Source organism: Haloarcula limicola (assembly GCF_010119205.1).
Lineage (GTDB): Archaea > Halobacteriota > Halobacteria > Halobacteriales > Haloarculaceae > Haloarcula > Haloarcula limicola.
The window spans coordinates 844,152-861,680 of record NZ_WRXM01000001.1; the positions used below are offsets into that span (position 1 = coordinate 844,152).

The 17,529-nt window shown below is 68.5% G+C and carries 17 protein-coding genes; 7 read left to right on the plus strand and 10 right to left on the minus strand.

All coding sequences use genetic code 11. The features are described 5' to 3' along the window. Window positions 1-33 precede the first annotated feature (33 nt). The 3 genes from GO488_RS04385 to GO488_RS04390 all read left to right on the plus strand — a co-directional run bounded on the left by GO488_RS04385 (window position 34) and on the right by GO488_RS04390 (window position 3,909). The gene (locus GO488_RS04385) at window positions 34-2,478 is read left to right on the plus strand and encodes an ATP-dependent DNA helicase (protein ID WP_162316576.1); all 2,445 of its coding nucleotides are present in this window, start codon (window positions 34-36) and stop codon (window positions 2,476-2,478) included. A 90-nt stretch (window positions 2,479-2,568) separates the two neighbouring features. After that, window positions 2,569-2,730: a DUF7563 family protein gene (locus GO488_RS20180; protein WP_422111213.1), complete on the plus strand. Its 162-nt coding sequence runs from the start codon at window positions 2,569-2,571 to the stop codon at window positions 2,728-2,730. A gap of 81 nt (window positions 2,731-2,811) precedes the next feature. Next, window positions 2,812-3,909 (plus strand): ArsA family ATPase, encoded by a 1,098-nt coding sequence (locus tag GO488_RS04390; protein WP_162316577.1) that lies wholly within the window; start codon window positions 2,812-2,814, stop codon window positions 3,907-3,909. Between the two features lie 82 nt (window positions 3,910-3,991). Here GO488_RS04390 and GO488_RS04395 read toward each other — a convergent pair whose 3' ends face one another. From GO488_RS04395 to GO488_RS04410, 4 genes are all read right to left on the minus strand, one after another. After that, a complete protein-coding gene (locus tag GO488_RS04395) occupies window positions 3,992-4,825 on the minus strand; it encodes an SDR family oxidoreductase (protein WP_162316578.1) in 834 nt (277 codons plus the stop codon). A gap of 57 nt (window positions 4,826-4,882) precedes the next feature. Continuing rightward, the gene (locus GO488_RS04400) at window positions 4,883-5,698 is read right to left on the minus strand and encodes an endonuclease V (protein WP_162316579.1); all 816 of its coding nucleotides are present in this window, start codon (window positions 5,696-5,698) and stop codon (window positions 4,883-4,885) included. Between the two features lies 1 nt (window position 5,699). After that, the gene (locus tag GO488_RS04405) at window positions 5,700-6,647 is read right to left on the minus strand and encodes a rhomboid family intramembrane serine protease (RefSeq protein ID WP_162316580.1); all 948 of its coding nucleotides are present in this window, start codon (window positions 6,645-6,647) and stop codon (window positions 5,700-5,702) included. An 80-nt stretch (window positions 6,648-6,727) separates the two neighbouring features. After that, window positions 6,728-7,663: a response regulator gene (locus tag GO488_RS04410; protein ID WP_162316581.1), complete on the minus strand. Its 936-nt coding sequence runs from the start codon at window positions 7,661-7,663 to the stop codon at window positions 6,728-6,730. A gap of 469 nt (window positions 7,664-8,132) precedes the next feature. Here GO488_RS04410 and GO488_RS20185 point away from each other — a divergent pair, with 469 nt between their 5' ends. Then, the gene (locus GO488_RS20185; RefSeq protein WP_422111216.1) at window positions 8,133-8,249 is read left to right on the plus strand and encodes a DUF7503 family protein; all 117 of its coding nucleotides are present in this window, start codon (window positions 8,133-8,135) and stop codon (window positions 8,247-8,249) included. A 77-nt stretch (window positions 8,250-8,326) separates the two neighbouring features. Here the strand turns inward: GO488_RS20185 and GO488_RS04415 are convergent, their stop codons facing one another. After that, entirely contained in the window at window positions 8,327-10,402 is a 2,076-nt protein-coding gene (locus GO488_RS04415) for a hypothetical protein (protein WP_162316582.1), read from the minus strand. A gap of 130 nt (window positions 10,403-10,532) precedes the next feature. On the opposite strand from GO488_RS04415, the gene GO488_RS04420 reads away from it, so the two are divergent. The 3 genes from GO488_RS04420 to GO488_RS04430 are packed head-to-tail and all read left to right on the plus strand — an operon-like array spanning window position 10,533 to window position 13,186. After that, window positions 10,533-10,985 carry a DUF5788 family protein gene (locus GO488_RS04420; protein ID WP_162316583.1) on the plus strand — a complete coding sequence of 151 codons (453 nt, stop codon included), beginning with the start codon at window positions 10,533-10,535 and terminating at the stop codon, window positions 10,983-10,985. A 1-nt stretch (window position 10,986) separates the two neighbouring features. After that, on the plus strand, window positions 10,987-12,729 hold the full coding sequence (gene polX / locus GO488_RS04425; RefSeq protein ID WP_162316584.1) for a DNA polymerase/3'-5' exonuclease PolX: 1,743 nt from the start codon (window positions 10,987-10,989) through the stop codon (window positions 12,727-12,729). After that, window positions 12,722-13,186, plus strand: coding sequence for a Mut7-C RNAse domain-containing protein (locus tag GO488_RS04430; RefSeq protein WP_162316585.1), 465 nt, complete (start codon window positions 12,722-12,724; stop codon window positions 13,184-13,186). The genes polX and GO488_RS04430 overlap by 8 nt, the downstream gene beginning before the upstream one ends. 26 nt (window positions 13,187-13,212) lie before the next feature. Here the strand turns inward: GO488_RS04430 and GO488_RS04435 are convergent, their stop codons facing one another. Genes GO488_RS04435 through GO488_RS04455 form a run of 5 tightly spaced genes read right to left on the minus strand, consistent with a single transcriptional unit; the run spans window position 13,213 to window position 17,523 of the window. After that, window positions 13,213-13,680, minus strand: a complete 468-nt coding sequence (locus GO488_RS04435; protein ID WP_162316586.1) for a hypothetical protein — start codon at window positions 13,678-13,680, stop codon at window positions 13,213-13,215. A 30-nt stretch (window positions 13,681-13,710) separates the two neighbouring features. Continuing rightward, a complete protein-coding gene (locus GO488_RS04440) occupies window positions 13,711-14,082 on the minus strand; it encodes a hypothetical protein (RefSeq protein WP_162316587.1) in 372 nt (123 codons plus the stop codon). Between the two features lie 39 nt (window positions 14,083-14,121). After that, window positions 14,122-15,261: an ABC transporter permease gene (locus tag GO488_RS04445; protein WP_162316588.1), complete on the minus strand. Its 1,140-nt coding sequence runs from the start codon at window positions 15,259-15,261 to the stop codon at window positions 14,122-14,124. Continuing rightward, window positions 15,254-15,949: an ABC transporter ATP-binding protein gene (locus GO488_RS04450; protein WP_162316589.1), complete on the minus strand. Its 696-nt coding sequence runs from the start codon at window positions 15,947-15,949 to the stop codon at window positions 15,254-15,256. Before GO488_RS04450 ends, GO488_RS04445 begins: the two co-directional genes overlap by 8 nt. Beyond that, window positions 15,946-17,523 (minus strand): COG1361 family protein, encoded by a 1,578-nt coding sequence (locus GO488_RS04455; RefSeq protein ID WP_162316590.1) that lies wholly within the window; start codon window positions 17,521-17,523, stop codon window positions 15,946-15,948. Before GO488_RS04455 ends, GO488_RS04450 begins: the two co-directional genes overlap by 4 nt. Between the last annotated feature and the right edge of the window lie 6 nt (window positions 17,524-17,529).

The following is a 17,529-nucleotide window of genomic DNA, read 5'->3' on the forward strand; positions in this document are numbered from 1 at the left end:
GGTTCAAATAGGGGGACGACCAACCACGGTTCGATGCGGGACACGGCCTCGACCGGCGGCGAAGTCTGGCGGGAGTACTTCGGCTTCGACGAGCCGTACGCGAACCAGGCCGACGCGATCGAGCGCGCCGTCGAGGCCGGGAAGTCGCGCGGCTTTCTGGCGATGGAGGGGCCCTGCGGGACGGGGAAGACGATGGCGGCGCTGACCGCCGGGGCCCACCTCGTCCGGGACACCGACCTCTACGAGCGGATGGTCGTCGTCACGCCGGTCAAACAGCAGCTCAAACAGTTCGTCGACGACCTGCGGACGCTCAACGCGGGGCTGGACGACCCGCTCGACGGCATCTCCCTGGTCGGCAAGCGAGACCTCTGTCCGTACGGTCGGGAGGGGAAGTTCCCCGCCGACGTGGGGACCCACGACCGCTGTGAGGACTTACGGGAGGCGACGGCGCGACTGGTCGAGGACGACGGCCGGTCGAGTGGCGGGGCGGTCGCCGACGCCGCTATCCGGAACGAGGTCGACGACGAGGACCAGTGGTGGGACCCGCGGAAGGGTCAGGACCTCGCGGCCGCGGCACGGCCCGACGCCACCGCCCAGACCACCATCGGCGAGGACACGCTGAGCACCGCGGGCGCGGCGTCGCCGTACCGGCCCGAGCAACCGACCGCGCCGGAGTCGATGAGCGAGAGCGACGACCCGCCGCTGTACTGCCCCTTCGAGGCCGACTGGTACGCGCGGAACAAGGGGTCTCCCGTGGACTTCTCGGCGGGACCGGAGAACGTCGTCACGCTGGAGAACTACCTCCCGGCGGCCGTCGAGCGGGGGACCTGCCCGCACCGGGTGATGAGCGTCATGCTGGAGCGGGCGGACGTGATCGTCGGCAACTACAATCACCTGTTCGACCCCGGCTCCCGACCGCTGCTGTCCTCGATCCTGGACGAGGACACGTTCGTCGTCGTGGACGAGGCCCACCGCCTCGAAGAGCGAGTTCGGGACCTGCTCTCGGACAGGCTCGGCAAGCAGACCATCGTGCAGGCGCGCAACGACTGCAACCTGCTGGTCCAGCGCGCCCAGCAGTCGGCCGACCACAAGAAGCAGGTCCGAGAGGTGCTGTCAGCCCGCGAGGTCCCGCTGGAGGCGGTCGACCACGCGCGGAAGTTCTACGACGACCTCCAGCGGTGGCTGGACGACCGCGTGGAGTCGTATCTCGACGCCGAACACGAAGGCTGGCGCGCGAACCCCGCCGTCCTCCCTGAGCGGGACCGCGAGATCCCGCTGCGGGACCCCGATACCGTCGAGCAAGACGAACTGACGGAGTGGGCCGAGGAGAAGGGCTACGACGGGCAGCTGTGGCGCTCGCTGGCGAAGGTCGGCGCGGCCGTCGAGGACGCCATCGACCAACTGGGGTTGACCCGTCAGCCGGTCTGTGCCGCCGTCGGCGTCGTCGCGGGCCAGTGGTGGGAGTGGGACCACTCGACGTTCCTGCGCGAGATCGAACTCGAACACTCGCCCGCCGAGAACCGGAGCACGGACGCCGACTACGAGGCCGTCTACACGCCGGGACTGCTCTGTTACAACTGCATGCCGGCGACGGCGCTTCGGGACGTCTTCGACGAGTTGGGCGGGGGCGTGCTGATGAGCGCGACGCTCGAACCCCTCGACGTGTTCACGCGCGTCTCGGGCCTCGACGCGCTGGCGGAGACGGACGACGGCGACGGCGGTGACGACCTGACTCGGTCGGTCCGTTCGGCGACCTACGACCTGCCGTTCCCGCCGGAGAACCGCGCGTCGTATCTCGTGGACTGCCGGCCCTTCACGGCCCGTAACCGCGGCGACCCCGAGGACATGAAGCCCATCGGCGAGAACTGGAACCCCACGCGCGACGAGTACGCCCAAGCGCTCCGAGCGCTCGCTCGCTCGCCGGGCAACGTGCTGATCGCGATGCCGAACTACCGCGAAGCGCGCTGGGCCGGTGCCTACCTCGGAGAAGCCGTCGAGAAACCCGTCGTCGTCGACGAGGCCTCCAGCAACGAGGAGACCGAGCGGCGCAAGCAGTCGTTCTTCCGCGGCGAGGGGAAGGTCCTCGTCACCTCGACGCGGGGAACGCTGACTGAGGGCGTCGACTACGACGGCGCGAAACTCTCGACCTGCGCCGTCGTCGGCGTCCCCCTCGTCAACATCGGCTCGCCGCGGATCAGAGCGGTCCAGCGGGCCTACGGGGATTCGTTCGGCGAGGAGAACGCCTTCGAGTACGCGCTGACGGTGCCCGCGGTCAGGCGCGCTCGGCAGGCTATCGGCCGCGTCATCCGCGGCAGCGAGGAGGTCGGCGTGCGCGCGTTCGTCGGCCGACGGTACGCGCCCGACGCGCGCCACTCGGTCTACCCGTTCCTCCCGACCGGAGAACGCGAGGAGTTCACCCGGATGACCCCCGATTTCCTCGCGGGGCAACTGGACGCGTTCTGGGGAAAACGCGACTGACGGCGGCCAGTTCGTCTGAAACGGATTATTAACCGGAGTTTTTCATCGGTAACAAAAAGACTATACAGTATCGTCAGAGAGTTCCATGAGATGCCCGAGTGTCAGAACTGCGGTGAGTTCGTAACTGAGCAGTACGTGCGGGTCTTTACACCGGAATCTTACGAGGCAGCCGGGCCTCGGGTTTGCCCGAACTGCGAGGACAAGTTACGTGACGGAGCCGACGTGCGCGAAGCGCGCTCCTCTCGACAGTAACGCTGTCGCTGACGCGGTTCAGCCGACAGTCCCCGTCGCGGTTTTCGGGAAGTACACAAGGCCGGAGGCGTAGCCTCGGGTATGAACGACATCGACGTCGAGCCGGTCGAGGAGATAGACGCACCGACAGGCGTAGACGCGCCCGATTACGTCCTCTACGGCGGGAAAGGCGGCGTCGGCAAGACGACCTGCGCCGCGGCGACGGCGCTCGCCTCCGCGCGCGACGGGACGGCGACGCTCGTCGTCTCGACGGACCCGGCCCACTCGCTGTCGGACACGCTGGAGACGGAGATCCCGGCCGAACCGACGCGCATCCGCGACGATATCCCGCTGTACGCCGCCGAGATCGACCCCGAGGCCGCGATGGGCGAGGGCCCCCTCGGGATGGAAGACGACGCGCTCGGCGGTCTCGGCGGGATGCTCGGCGGCGAGAACAGCCCGCTCGGTGGGGGCGGTAGCGGCGGACCGGGCGCGGGCACCGCCGGAGACGACCCCATCGGCGGCGAGGACGGTCTGCTGGGCGGGTCGATGCCCGGCGCGGACGAGGCCGCGGCGATGCGGCTCCTCCTCGATTACGTCGACGACCCCCGGTTCGACCGCGTCGTCATCGACACCGCGCCGACCGGCCACACGCTCCGCCTGCTGGAACTCCCCGAGACGATGGACTCGATGGTCGGGAAGATCCTCCAACTTCGCGAGCGCTTCTCGGGGATGATGGGGAACCTCACCGGGATGTTCGGCGGGAGCGACGACGAGGTCGACCCGGAGGAGGGAATCGAGGACTTGCGGGAGCTGAGCGACCGCATCGAGCACTTACGCGGCATCTTACGCGATCCGGCGAAGACCGACTTCCGCATCGTGATGGTGCCCGAGGAGCTCTCCGTAGTCGAGTCCGAGCGACTGCTCGGCCAGCTGAACGAGTTCGGCATCCCGGTCGGCACCGTCGTCGTCAACCGCGTGATGCAGGACCCGAGCGAGGTGCTCGGCCGCGACGTGGGAATCGCCGGACCGAACCACGACGACTGCGAGTTCTGCGCCCGCCGCTGGCAGGTCCAGCAGGACGCGCTCGCCCGTTCGCAGGACCTGTTTCGCGGCCACGAGGTGCGCCGCGTCCCGCTGTTCGCGGAAGAGGTCCACGGCGAGCGACTGTTAGCCGTCGTCGCCGCCTGTCTGGATTGATACGAATTGTTGTAGCCGTTTACCGGTAATCGTCGTACCGGAGTCGACGATACCGGTAAGAGACTACGACGATCCGTATGAGTTACTCGATCAGCCGCCGCACCAGCGACAGTCCAGCGTCGCGCCACCTCGCGGGAAGGTGGCGAGCCAGCAGGAGGTACTTCGCGCTCTCGCCGACCGGATAGCGCGGCTCGGGGTCGCTCGCGTTCGCCGCGTCCCGAATCGTGAGCGCGACGGCTCCCGGCGTGACGGAGAGCGCGTCCTGTACGCCGGCCAGTCGCGAGTCCTCCTGTGCCCGGTAGAGCCAGTCGTACGCGCCCGTGTGTTCCGGGTCGTCTCGCACGTCGTCCTCCCCTTCGACCGCCGAATCGATCCCTCGCCGGACGGGACCGGGCTCGACCAGCACCACGTCCACGTCGAACTCGGACGCCTCGACGCGGAGCGCGTCGCTCAGCCCTTCGAGTCCGAACTTCGAGGCGGCGAACCCGCCCTGCCCCGGCATCGAGAGTCGGCCGGCGACGCTGGAGACGTTGACTATCGTCCCGTTCTCCCGGGCGCGCATGTGCGGGAGGACCGCCCGAATCATCCGGTGCGGGCCCAGCAGGTTCACGTCGAGTCCAGCCTCGAAGTCGGCCGTCGAGACGTCCTCGACGGCTCCGAAGTGCGCCGACCTCGCGGCGTTGACCAGGCAGTCGATCCGCCCCTCCTCGGCGACCACGTCCTCGACGACCCGCGTGCACTCGCGGGCGTTCGTCACGTCGAGTTCGGCGGTCTCGCAGCCGTCGTCCGCGAGGGCCGCCACGTCCGCTTCCTCGCGCGCGGTCGCCCACACGATCCAGTCGTCGTCCAGAAAGGCCTCGGCGGCCGCTCGACCGATGCCCGAGGCCGCGCCAGTGATCAGCACCGTCTTACCCATGAACGGTCGGACACGCGCCGGACAATTAAGCCCACCCGCTTGCGTCTCGCCGGCCGGCTATATCTCGGCTTTGACGTCGTCGGCGTACTTATCGGCCAGCCGCGTCGGTTCCGGGAGCTTGTAGCCGCCGGCGGTCGCCGACACGAGGTCCGCGGCCGTCTCCGCGCTCACGCGGTGGCCGGGACTGACGATGAGGGGATTGACGTGCTGTTTCGAGGATTCATACTGCCGCGTCTGGACGGCGTGACCGATGAGGGTGCCCGCCGCGGCGGTCTCGACCTCAGCGTCGGCCTCGATGGGAACGCGCGCGCCGGTCGGCAACTTGCGGTCGAGGGACTCTCGTGGCGTGCCACAGAGCAGGTTCTTGGCGACGCCGACGGTCGGCACGTCCAGCGTCACGCCGACGTGCGTCGCCAGTCCGGCCTCCCGATAGTGGATGCGCCCGCTCCCGTCGACGAAGACGACGTCCGGGTCGCTGTCGAGTTCGGCGAAGGCCGAGAGGATGGCGCTGCCCTCGCGAAACGAGAGGAGTCCCGGAACGTACGGTATCTCGGCCGGTTCGACGGCGTAGACCCGTTCGACCACCTCGCGGCCGCGCAGGACGACGACGGCCGAGACGGCTCGGTCGCCGACGAACGCCTGATCGACGCCGGCGACGAGCGGTCGGTCCGCGGGGGCGTCCTCGCCATCGCCCGCCGCCCCGAGCTCGCCGAGCGTCGCCTGTTCGGCCGGCCCGTCGAGAGTGACGGCGTCCGGATCGAAGTCGTGGTCGTCCTCGAACACCGCCGTCGCCGCGATCTCGCGCTGGAGGTCCTCCATCTCCGCGGTCGAGAGCGACGGGTCCGGGACGAACGTCGAGTTGACGACCTCCATGTCAGAAGGGACCGCGACCCCCGGGGCCGCCCGGGCCGCCTGGACCGCCCGGGCCGCCGCCACCGCCGCGACCGAACTGGAGCTGGCCGGGTATCCGCGCGCGGTCCTTGACCTTCTTGCCGTACCACAGACCGATTCCGAGGCCGATGAGGTGTGCGGTGTGGGCGATGTTTCCGCCGAGCAGCCCCGCCGCGCCGGGCGAGAGCGACCCGAAGACACTCAGTAGCAGATAGAAGCCGGTGATCGCCCAGATGGGGACCGGGATCAGGAAGTAGAGGTAGACGCGCAGGTCGGGCTTCAGCACCGTCAGGAAGCCCAGGATGGCGAGTGCGGCCCCGCTGGCACCGAGGACGCCGTAACCGCCCCCGCTCTGGACCATCTGCAGGCCGATCTGGCCGAGTCCGGCGAGCATCCCCGAGGCGAGGAAGAAGATGGCGTACTTCTTCGAGCCGAGCTGCTGCTCGACGAGTTGGCCGAAGAAGTAGATGATGATGCCGTTGCCGAGGATGTGATAGAACGAGAAGGGCTGGTGGGAGAAGACCGAGGTCACCCACGTCCAGACGTACTCCGGGTGGTCGGGACTGAGGACGAACAGCGTCTGGAACAGCTGACTTCCGACCCCGAGCAGGACGATATGTTCGAGCGCGAAGACGATCGCCATGACGGTCAGGAACAGGTAGGTGACGTTCCCGCGGAAGTAGCCGAGCACGCCACCGGGGCCCGTGTCCAGGCCGACGCGGCTGGCCATTCCGCCGCTCTGGTTCCCGCCGCTACTCGTCACGCTGTCGTCGAACCCGCTGTCGAACACGCCGCTCGGGTCGTTCCAGTCGTTCAACCCGGGGCAGTCGTGGGCCTCCGGTAAGCGATGCTCGCCACAGTAGGTGCCGCCGCAGTGCCCACACTGGTAGGGCATGTTCTCCTCCTTGCCACAGGCGTCGCACTCCGACATTGCCCTCACTTAGAGAGGGTCGTGCAAATGGATTGTGTTTATCCGGCCCCGCGAGCGGAAAAACGGTCGTCGCGCGGGAGCTACTCGCCGGCGTCCGGACGGTCGTCAGTCACGCGGAGGACCCCGATCCACGCGGGCGCGCCGTCGTACTCGACGTCGCCGCCCGACACCTCGACGGTGAGACGCTCGCCGTCGGCCCGGACGCCGGTGAACGTCGAATCGAACGACTCCAGGTCGCCCTCGCCGGACTCGCGCTGTCCGGAGAACCAGTCTTGGTCGTCCGTCGCGGTGATGCGCGCCGGCGACTCGCCCATGAGCTCGCACTGCTCGTAGCCGAACATCTCCGCGAGCTTCTGGTTCACGTAGGCGAACTCGCGGTCCTGGACGATGCAGACGCCGGCGATCTCCTGTTCGACCAGCCGCTGGTACCACGAGAGGGCGTTCCAGAACTGCTCCTCGGTCCGGGACTGGGAGACGGCGTTCTCGACGCGGTTGGCCAGCACTTCGTACTGGTCGGTGCCGGTCTCCTTCTGCATGTAATCGGTGACCCCCGCGGCGATGGCGTCGCTGGCGATCTCCTCGCTGCCCTGCCCGGTAAAGAGGATGAAGGGCACGTCGGTATACCGCTCGCGCACGATTTCGAGGAACTCCAGCCCGTCCATGTTGGGCATCTGGTAGTCGCTGACGATGCAGTCGATGCGGCTCTCGCGCAGGTGGTCCATCGCCGCGACGGCGCTCGTCTCGGTGACGACCGTGAAGTCGTCGTTGATGCGCTCGAGAAAGGTCTGGAGCAACTCGCCGATCTGCGGGTCGTCGTCGACGTGGAGGACGCGGATTCCCTGCGTGTCCTGCATCTTCGCCAGCGGGACCGGTACCTCCGCGTACGAGTCGTCCGCCGACCCCGACGACTGCGTGCGGATGAACGGAACGCTGCGGTTCGACGCGCGCCGGCTCCCCCGAATCGAACTCCGCGACAGTTCGACAGTCTCGGCCGGAAACGCGGAACTACCGTCCATCGTCAACCCCCGTTCCCACCGCCGATGTCGACGCGATTTCCTTGCTTTCCAAACGTGACCGAAATATTTCACGATGGCGACTCGACCCGCTCCCGCGGGGGGTCTGATACGTCGACCGCGAGAAGGGGCGTCTCGTGTGTTCGTGGCTGGCCATCTGTACTGAACTCTGCACGTCTATACGACGGCGGCCCACAAAACGATACTGATAGTGTCGGTAGTCACCAACTAACGAATACAGAGAGCGGGGTGAGGACGAATATCGCCAGCAGGGACTGAGATGGCCACGAGATAGGGGGCGGTCGTGCTGTGAAGCGTTAGGTCGCCTGCTCGTCCGAACGGGTTCGGGTCGTTCCGCTAGCTAAGCGTATATTATTCAATACTTTATCTCGATTAATATATGTAAGAACACTTCAGAAATATTTAATATCCAACCGTCAGATACTATGATTGTATCATGTCCGATACTACGATGACGGAGTTCCTCTCGGAACACCCACGAATGGCCGGCGCACTGTTCACGATCCTCCTCCTGCTCACGCAGGCTGGAAATGCGGCTGCGCGCGGAGCAGCGATTAGTGGTCCGTAATACCGGAATCAAAAACTGTAGTACTTAGCGTACCGCCGTAAATAACGATAGAACGCCCGTTCAAACAGAGCCGGTTCTCAGAATAAATCGTCTAGTTGCAGCGATCTGCTCCAGTAGAGACTACCATTAATCCGTACTGGCCCTTCTTCTAATTGAAGGAATCTCTGTAGTTCCTGCTTTGGTACCTGAAATTTCCCAGTCATTCCTGATGCTAAAAAGTAATCTTCGCTGCCATCAATAAATGGCATAAAGATAGTGCCTAATCCACGTTGGTCGGTGGTATACGTCGTCATCTTGACCTTGAACGCACTATCTTTCGCGCTAACTTCGAGAAGATTTGGTGAACCGTTGGCCGACTGCGTCACCGTAATCCCCCCATCTCCAACGACGATGTACTGCCCGCCGAGGATGCTCTCGTCGCGGGCGATCGTGAGCGCCGCGCGGAGCGGGAACCCGCAGTTGAGCAGGCGGGCGACGGTCTCGCCGATCTTGACCGCGCCGTCGTTGAGCACCTCGTTGAGGGTGACGATGCCGCCGATGGCACCGCCGTCGATGAGACCGAGTCCCTGCTGGTAGGAGCTACAGGCGTTCAGGAGGAAGGTGTCGACGCCGACGCCGTCGAGCGTCCGGACGTCGAGCGCGCCGTCCTCGCAGGTGAAGCCGTCGGCGTCGATGTGACCGATGTAGTGGAAGAAGTCGTTCTGCTCGGCCAGCGTCTCGGCCAGTTCGTCCCTCGTCAGATTCTCGCGGACGGTGATGTCGAAGGGCAGGTCCTCGCGGTTGCCGTACACCTCGTCGGCGATCTGGCGCTCCTGGGCCATCCGGGCGTCGTTCTGGACGACGGTGATGGAGATGTCGCCGTCGGTGGCCTCCCGGTCGAGGCGGTTCCGGAACGCCTCGGGGGTGAGCTTGCTCGCGCCGATGGGGACGCCGTCGCCGATCCAGGCCTGTTCGAGCGTCGACTCGGACTGCGGTTCGACGTAGTCGGTCTGGACGGCGGCGGGCTCGGCGCTGGCGGCTCGCGTGAAGTCCGACGAGCGGGTGAACTCCTGTTCGACGCTGGCTGTCACGCTGGTCTGTGTCCGCTGGTGGGGCTGGTGCGTGCGGACGATAGCGAGGTCGTCGACGACGAACGGCAACTGCTCGGCGTTTCGGGCCACCGGGTCGACGTGGGCGGTCAAGCGCCACTCCGGGATGTGCTCCTCGACGACATCGTAGGGCACGGTCAGGTATTCGGCGACCTGTTCGGCGAGCGGTCGGTGATACAGCGTCTCGAAGTCGAGGTCGACGTACGGCTCGACCGCGCGGCGCTCGTGGAGGTCGATCTCGTAGTAGCCCTCCGTCCGAGTGAGACAGTCGAGGAAGAACAACTGCTTGAGCACCCGCTCGACCTCGCGTTCGTAGCCGTCGGGGCCGGTCAGCGCGTACTCGAAGCCGTCGTCCGTCGTCAGTCGGGGGGACGGCCCCGGCCGAATCGACGCGCCGAGGTAGTACGCGAGCGGCGCGGCGACGAATATCGAGGGGAGGTCCGGCGGGAGTTCGAGGCGGACGCCGGTGTCCGGGCGCTCGACGCCCGAGGGAATGTCGAGGCTGTCGCCCAGTTCCAGCGCCGGCGGGTGACCGCGGAGCGTCGGATAGGAGCGCTCGGGGTCGGTCGTCTTCAGCGCGGAGCCGAACGTCTCGACGGCGGCCATCATGTCCAGCGGGTCCTCGGTCGTGGTCACCGTCGCCGCGGGGCGGTCGTGACGCGAACGCGCGCCGACGCGCACCTCGGTCGGCTCGCCGAAGTCGATGCGGGTCTGCTCCATGTCGACGCTGACTTCGAACGCCGCGTCGGCGCGGAGATACGTCTTGATGCGCGTACAGAGGTCGATGCTGTAGGAACCGTCGGGAACCGTCTCCGCCTCGAACTGCTTGACCTCCGCGACCATGTTCCCCCCGACGTCGCGGACGTAGACCGGGACGACGGTCGGGAGGACGATCTCGCTCGTCCGGACGGCGACGGCCGACCCGACCGGGAAGTGGAAGGCGTCGACGTCGACCGGCGTCGGCGAGACGGGCGAGGGCGTGTGGAGTCGGTAGCGCTGGCGCTCGATCCGATCGATGATCTCGATCCCCGGCCTGTCGTCGAGCGTGGTGAACGTCAGCGTCATTTATTTAGTGCCTACCGAACTCCCAGTAGTTGGTACGTACCGAACTACTAGCAGAGAAGACGAAAAAGTTACCGGCGGTTATGCCGGTTGAGCGAAGCGGGTAAGACCCCGCGGGTCGAAAGCGCGGACAGTGCAAGAGTTCGAGCGCAAACAGCTCTTAGAGCGCATCGAACGGGAGGGCGCGACCGTCGGTGCCGAGATCCCCGACGAGATCACCGTCCAGGGAGAGGACATCGACCTGCGGTCGTTCGTCTTCGAGATCAAGCGCCGGGACACCGTCCCGGCCGGAGAGCGAGAGCGCGTCGAGCAGGCGAAGCGGAATCTGCGGCGCGAGCGCATCGAGCGCAAGGAACGCATCGAGGACGGCGGAGTGAGCTACGAGGAGGGCGAGGCGCTGGCCGAGGCCGTCATCGGCATCGACCGGGCGCTGAACGCGCTCGAACAGCTCGGTCCCGCGAACCTCGAACAGGAGGCGAAGACGCAGGAGACCGCCGACCAGAAGCGCTGGATGAAGTTCCTGCGGAAGGCGCTGGGTCACGAGGACGCCGATTCCGGCACGGGTCGTGCCGGGCGAGGGAGATAACATGAGCCAGAACGACGAAATCGCCAGCCGACTGGAGGAGTTCGCCGACCTGCTGGAGGCACGGGGCGTCGAGTACAAACCTCGGACCTACCGGCGCGCGGCCGAGAACATCCGCGAGTACCCCGCCGCCGTCGAGGGGCTCGCCGCGGAGGGCGAAGAGGCCGTCGGCGAGATCGACGGCGTGGGCGACGCCATCTCCACGAAGGTCGTCGAGTACTTCGAGACGGGGGAAATCGAGGAACTCGAAGAGCTCCGCGCGGAGCTACCCGTCGAGATGGAAGCCCTGACGGCGGTCGAGGGCGTCGGTCCGAAGACGGTCGGGACGCTGTACGAGGCGCTCGGCATCACGACGCTCGACGAACTGGAAGCCGCCGCCGAAGCGGGCGAGATACGGGCGGTCGAAGGGTTCGGCGAGAAGACCGAGCAGAACATCCTCGACAACGTCGACTTCGCGCGCGAGGCCCACGAGCGGGCGCTGCTCGGCGAGGCCCGACCCTACGGCGAGCGCATCGAGGCGTACATGAGCGACGTCTCCGGCGTCGAGAAGTGCGCGCTGGGCGGCTCGATCCGGCGCTGGAAGCCGACCATCGGCGACGTGGACGTGCTCGTGGGCAGCGACGCCGAGGGGGAGGTCGTCGAGGCGTTCACCGACTGGCCGGAGGTCGACCGGGTCATCGAATCGGGCGAGACGAAGGCGAGCGTCTACGCGGGCGACGACGACGTCCGCGTGGACCTGCGTATCGTCGTTCCCGAGGAGTTCGGCGCGGCCCTGCAGTACTTCACCGGGAGCAAGGACCACAACGTCGCGGTCCGTAACCGCGCCATCGAGCGGAATCTGAAGGTCAACGAGTACGGGGTTTTCGACGTCTCCGGCGTCGAGGACGACGACCAGCGGGCGGGCGAGCGAGTCGCCGGCGAGACCGAGGAGAGCGTCTACGAGGCCCTCGACATGGCGTGGATGGCCCCGGAGCTACGGGAGAACCGCGGCGAAGTGGAGGCCGCGGCGAACGACGACCTCCCGGACCTGCTGGAGACGGACGACGTTCGCGGCGACCTCCACACGCACACGGAGTGGTCCGACGGGGGACACACCATCGAGGAGATGGTCGAGGGAGCCGAAGCGTTCGGCCACGACTACATCGCTATCTCGGATCACGCGACGGGACCGGGGATGGTCGGCGGCGTCGGCGTCTCCGACGAGGAACTTCGCGAGCAACTGGAAGAAATTGAGGCCGTCGCCGCCGAAGCGGACATCGACGTATTCAGCGGTGTCGAAGCCAACATCGCCGAGGACGGGGATATCTCCGTCGCCGACGACCTCCTGGCCGACCTCGACTGTGTGGTCGCCTCGCCGCACGCCGCCCTCGACGGCGACGGGACCGACCGGCTCGTCGCGGCCGCCGAGCATCCCGAGGTGAACGCCATCGGTCACCCGACGGGGCGCTATCTGAACCGACGGCCGGGACTCGATCTCGACGTCGAGCGCCTCGCTGAGGTGGCCGCCGAGAACGGGACCGCCTTGGAGGTCAACGCGAGCCCCGCCCGGTTGGACCTCTCGGGGGCGGCGGTCAAGCAGGCCGTCGAGGCCGGGGCGACCATCGTCATCGACACGGACGCTCACAGCCCCGGTAACTTCGAGCAGGTCCGCTACGGCGTCCACACGGCCCGTCGCGGCTGGGCCGAGGCCGCCGACGTTCTCAACACGCGGGACACCGAAGGCGTCCGGGAGTTCCTCGATGCGTGAGGCGAGCGAGCGGGACCCGCTCTTGCTCGACGTGATGCTCGGGAAACTGGCGTCCTATCTCCGGATGTGCGGCTACGACGCCGCCTACGCGCTGGACCGCGACGCCGAGGACGACGATGCGATGCTCGCGCTCGCCCACACCGAGGGCCGCCGCCTCGTGACCCGCGACGAGGGGCTGGCAAGGCAGGCACCGAACGCGGTGTTGCTCACCGAGCGCGAGGTCGAGGCGCAGCTGCGGGAACTGGCCGCGGCCGGGTTCGAGCTCGAGCTGACCGAGGAGCCGGCCCGCTGTGGCACCTGCAACGCGCCCGTCGAGCGCGTCGACCGGACCGAGCCGACTCCCGACTACGCGCCCGATCCAGCCGAGGAGTCGGTCTGGCGGTGTCGGGACTGTGGCCAGCACTTCTGGCGCGGCAGCCACTGGGACGACGTGGCCGACACCGTCGCCGATCTGTAGTCGGCGGCGCTCGACGCCGCCGGCCGTCATCGCAGTCCGGAGAGCCCGTCGGTCACGTTCGACTGCCGGCGCGCCTCGAAGCCGTAGCAGAGGCGATCTGAGACGAGTTCGTAGGCGGTTATCGCCGTCTCCAGCGTCGAGGCGTCGGACGGGTGAAGCAGGCGCGGCGGCGACTCCTTCCGCCGGTCGAGCAGGCCCGAGACGAGGCGGCCAAGCGACGAGCCCGCGTCGTCGCGGCGGGTCGGCCACGAGAACAGCAGTTCGCAGGCGGCCTCGTCGGCGACGACGCCCGATAGCTGCTCGTGGGGATACCAGCGGCTCTCGCCGCCCGAGCGGCCGAGCCACAGCCCCTCGGTCGTGATCTCGATGCCGACGTCGCCGACGGTCCACGACGCGAGCGCGCCGTGGGGAAAGAGCTCGGTACAGGGGACCTCGGAGACCGCCTCGCGAATCGCCGCCTTCAGGTCGTCGTCGGGGTCGTCGACCGCGCGCACCGCCGCCTTCCGCGGGACGGAGTAGTAGCGTCACTCGTCGCCGTCGACGACCGCGATCCGGTAGATTCCCTGCGAGCGCCAGAGCGGGACCTCGTCGGTCGGCGAAACCGCGAGCGCACCCAGCAACCGCTCGCGGTCGGTCGGCCCCGCGCGAACGATCGGTGGCTCGCCTCCGAGCGCGCGACCCTCGACGCGGTCTAACCGACCGAGGGCGGTCGCGACGGACGGCGCGCCCTGCTTCAGCAGGCGGGGATACACCGCGAGTTCGACGGCCATTCCGGCGTCGAGGCAGGCCCCGAGGACGGCGTTCTCGGCGCGGACCCACGCGTCGGGCGGGGCGGGGTCCCGGTTGGTCACCAGTCGGTGGGTGGTGGTGCGGTAACTGCGTTCGGGCGGCTGCACGGCCGAAAACTGGACCGGGAGCGGTCAAAAACGCGCCGGTCAGCCCCGGAGCGCCTCGACCGGCGGCTCCCACGCCGCGCGGTAGGCGGGGTAGAGCCCGCCGACCAGCGCGACGAGGACGCCGAAGGCGAACGCGCCGAGGGGGACGGCGGCGTTGCCGGGCAGCAACACCGCCCACAGCGGGAGTTCGGTCTGCGTGGCCGTGACGACGACGGCGGCGGTGCCGAGAATCGCACCGATGGCACCGCCGACGACCCCCAACAGCGCCGCCTCCACGAGCAGCGTTCGGAGGACCTGCCGCCGGTGGACGCCGACCGCGCGGAGGACGCCGATCTCGCCCCGCCGCTCGGAGACGGACATCAGCATCACGTTGAAGATGCTGACGCCGGCGACGACCAGCGAGACGCCGGCCACGGCGAGCAAGAAACCGTTCAGCAGGTCGAAGAACTCCGCGATCTGGTCGAGGACGCTCGTCAGCGAGAAGACGCTGACCCGCTCCTGCCTCGCGTTCAGCCGCCGTTCGACGCCGTCGGCGACGGCCCGCGCGTCGGCCGCCGAGTCCGCCCGGACGACCACCTGCGAGAAGCCCGGCGCGGCGAACTCGCGGGGCGGGAGGATCACCGCCGAATCCGGCTGGAGCGGCGAGATGCTCTGGACCTCGGGGAGGACGCTCACGACGCGGTACTCGTTCTCCTCGACGGTTATCGTGCTGCCCACCCGCAGCGAGAGGTCCGCGGCGAGGTCGGCACCGACGATGGCTCCCTGCCGGTGAAACGCCGGGACGGCGTCGCTTCCGTTACCGAACAGCGCCCGCGGGCTGTCGGTACCGTACACCTGCGCGACGGTCTGTGCGCCGTTCGCGCGCACCGACCCGCCGGTGGCCTTCAGCGGGACGACGGTCCCGCGCCCGTCCGCCGCCCGCCGGACCGCCGCGAGGTCGCGCGCGTCCAGCGATTCCCGGTCGCTGTCCGAGGACGGGCTGACGATGACCTGATCGCCCAGGCCGCCGAGCTCCTCCGTCGCGGCGGCGCTCAGCGCGTTCCCGAGCAGGCCGAGCGTGACGACGGCGAACACGCCGATGACGATGCCCAGCGCCGCGAGCGCCGCCCGCAGGCGCTGGCGCGAGAGGTTCCGCGTCGCCAGCGACAGCGCCGGAAACCGCCGGCCGTTCCTACCCACGGCGAATCACCCCGTCGACGAGTTCGACGGTGCGGTCGGCGTACTCGGTGACGAGGTCGTCGTGCGTGACCGCGACGACGCCGACGTCGTCCTCGTCGGTGATGCGCCGGAACTCTTCGAGGATGTTCCGGCCCGTCTCGCGGTCCAGGTTGCCCGTCGGCTCGTCGGCCAGCAGGACCGACGGCTCGTTTATCAGCGCGCGAGCGATGGCGACGCGCTGTTTCTGCCCGCCCGATAGCTCGTCGGGCGTGTGGTCCAGTCGGTCGCCCAGTCCCATCCGCTCCAACAGGTCGCGCGCCCGGTCGGTGGCGTCACCAGGCAGGAACGCCGTCGGCAACCGGACGTTCTCCAGCGCGGTCAGCGTCGGCAGGAGGTGGAACTCCTGGAAGACGAACCCCAGCGACTCCCGACGGGCGTCGGTGCGCTGGGCCTCGGTCAGCCCCGTCGTCGGCTTCCCGTCGAGTTCGACCCGCCCGCTCGTGGGCTCGTCCAGCAGCCCGAGGACGTTGAGCATCGTGCTCTTGCCGCTGCCGCTCGGGCCGACGACGGCGACGACTTCCCCGCGGGCGACGGCGAAGTCGACGTGCGAGAGCGCGACCACCACGCCACCGCCGCCGCTGTCGTAGCGCTTGCTCACGTCGACGAGGCGGAGCGGCGGGGCCGGTTCGAGGCCGTTTTTGGGCCTCATCGGCCCCGTAACCGGCGGACGAACAGCGCGAGAGCGACGGTAAGCACCAGCGCGATCGCCGCCGCGAGGGCGATACCGAGCGTCTGCCAGTCTCGACCGTCGCTCTGCTCCTCGGGCGGCAGCGGGACCTGCACGGTGTCGGTGACGCGGTCCCCGCCGACGGCGTAGTCGAGGCGGACCGTCACCGCCGTCGCGTTCGCCGTATCGGCCCGCGCCGTCAGTTCGAACGGTGCGAACTCGCTGCCGGCGACGGTGCCCACGAAGTAGTCGCGCTGGGGGTACGCCGGCCGGACGTGCTCCGTCGGTTCGACGGCGACGACGGCGCTCGTCACCTCGCCGTCGCCGGTGTTGGCGAGGTTGCCGTCCACGGTCACTCGGCCGCCTTCGGTGACCGAGACGTCGAGTCCGGTGACGGTGGCGTCGCCGCGGGCGACGCGGTAGTCGTAGACGGCCGCGCTCTCGGCTCGCCGGTCCGGCGCGTCGTATCCGGCGACGAACCGAACGCCGTCGGCGGCCGGAACGGTCGAGAGGTCCACCGTGACCGTCGCCGACTCGCCCGGCGCGAGCGCGTCGGCGACGACGATTCGCCCGATCGACTCCAGCGTCTCGCCCTCCGTCGTCTCACCGGCGAGGACCACCCGTTCGACCGGCGCGTTGCCGAAGTTGGTCACGGTCACGTCGACCAGCGACTCGCCCTCTTCCTCGCTTTCGCTCGATTGGGGTCGCAGCGCGCCGCCGTCACCGCCGCCTAGCAGCCCCGATAGTCCGCCGGTCACCTGCGCGGCGTCGTCGGTCTGCGCTCGCCGGACGCGAACGCCCACGTCGGTCGAGAGCGGCGCGACCGGGACTGTCCGCGTCGCCGTCGCCGTCCGTTCGACCCCCGTGGCCGTCGTGTACGTCGCCGTCAGTTCGAGCGGCGTCTCACCGGGTGAAGCGGCCCGAACCGAGAAGTTCCGCGTCGCGGACCCGCCGGCGGCCAGCGTCGGGATAGCGCGCCGCGTGCGCTCGCCGGTCTCGGGGTTCGTCACCCGCAGTTCGATGCCTCGGAGCGGTGCCGTCGTCGGGTTCGAGACGACGGCCTGAATCGGTGTGTCCGCGCCGGCCACGAGGCCCTCGGTCCGGAGTTCGACCTGCGGCCGCCCGCGCTCGACCCCGACCGCCAGCGGTCGGGCCGCCCGCGCTTGCTCGCCGTCGCTGTCGGTACCGACGGCGACGATCCTGAGATCGTAGGACCGGGATTCGTCGACGGTGAAGGTGACCGGGACCGTCAGCGTCTCGCCGGGCGAGAGACGGCCGAGGTCTGTGGCCGCTCCGAGGACTTCACCCGTCTCCTCGTCGCGGACGATCACCTCCTCTACGGTCAGCGGGGTGTCGCTGCCCGCCGAGAGCCGAACCGTCGTCTCGGCGGTTATCGGCGCGCCCGCGGTCGGCGTCGCGGGCGTGACGGTCGCGTCCGTCAGCGCGAGGCGAGCGTCGGCCGCGACGACCGGGCCGACGGCGACGACGGCGACGACGGTGAGCGCCCCCAAGAGGGAGAGGGCGACGGCGACCGTGAGGCGGGAGCGCGAAATCACTATCTG

Bases quoted from the DNA above. Each gene is read 5' to 3' on its own strand.
- GO488_RS04430 (WP_162316585.1), top strand. From the start codon at position 12,722: ATGCGTGAGGCGAGCGAGCGGGACCCGCTCTTGCTCGACGTGATGCTC.
- GO488_RS04385 (WP_162316576.1), top strand. From the start codon at position 34: ATGCGGGACACGGCCTCGACCGGCGGCGAAGTCTGGCGGGAGTACTTC.
- GO488_RS04395 (WP_162316578.1), bottom strand. From the start codon at position 4,825: ATGGGTAAGACGGTGCTGATCACTGGCGCGGCCTCGGGCATCGGTCGA.
- GO488_RS04390 (WP_162316577.1), top strand. From the start codon at position 2,812: ATGAACGACATCGACGTCGAGCCGGTCGAGGAGATAGACGCACCGACA.
- GO488_RS04410 (WP_162316581.1), bottom strand. From the start codon at position 7,663: ATGGACGGTAGTTCCGCGTTTCCGGCCGAGACTGTCGAACTGTCGCGG.
- GO488_RS04400 (WP_162316579.1), bottom strand. From the start codon at position 5,698: ATGGAGGTCGTCAACTCGACGTTCGTCCCGGACCCGTCGCTCTCGACC.
- GO488_RS20180 (WP_422111213.1), top strand. From the start codon at position 2,569: ATGCCCGAGTGTCAGAACTGCGGTGAGTTCGTAACTGAGCAGTACGTG.
- GO488_RS04450 (WP_162316589.1), bottom strand. From the start codon at position 15,949: ATGAGGCCCAAAAACGGCCTCGAACCGGCCCCGCCGCTCCGCCTCGTC.
- GO488_RS04405 (WP_162316580.1), bottom strand. From the start codon at position 6,647: ATGTCGGAGTGCGACGCCTGTGGCAAGGAGGAGAACATGCCCTACCAG.
- polX (WP_162316584.1), top strand. From the start codon at position 10,987: ATGAGCCAGAACGACGAAATCGCCAGCCGACTGGAGGAGTTCGCCGAC.
- GO488_RS20185 (WP_422111216.1), top strand. From the start codon at position 8,133: ATGACGGAGTTCCTCTCGGAACACCCACGAATGGCCGGCGCACTGTTC.
- GO488_RS04415 (WP_162316582.1), bottom strand. From the start codon at position 10,402: ATGACGCTGACGTTCACCACGCTCGACGACAGGCCGGGGATCGAGATC.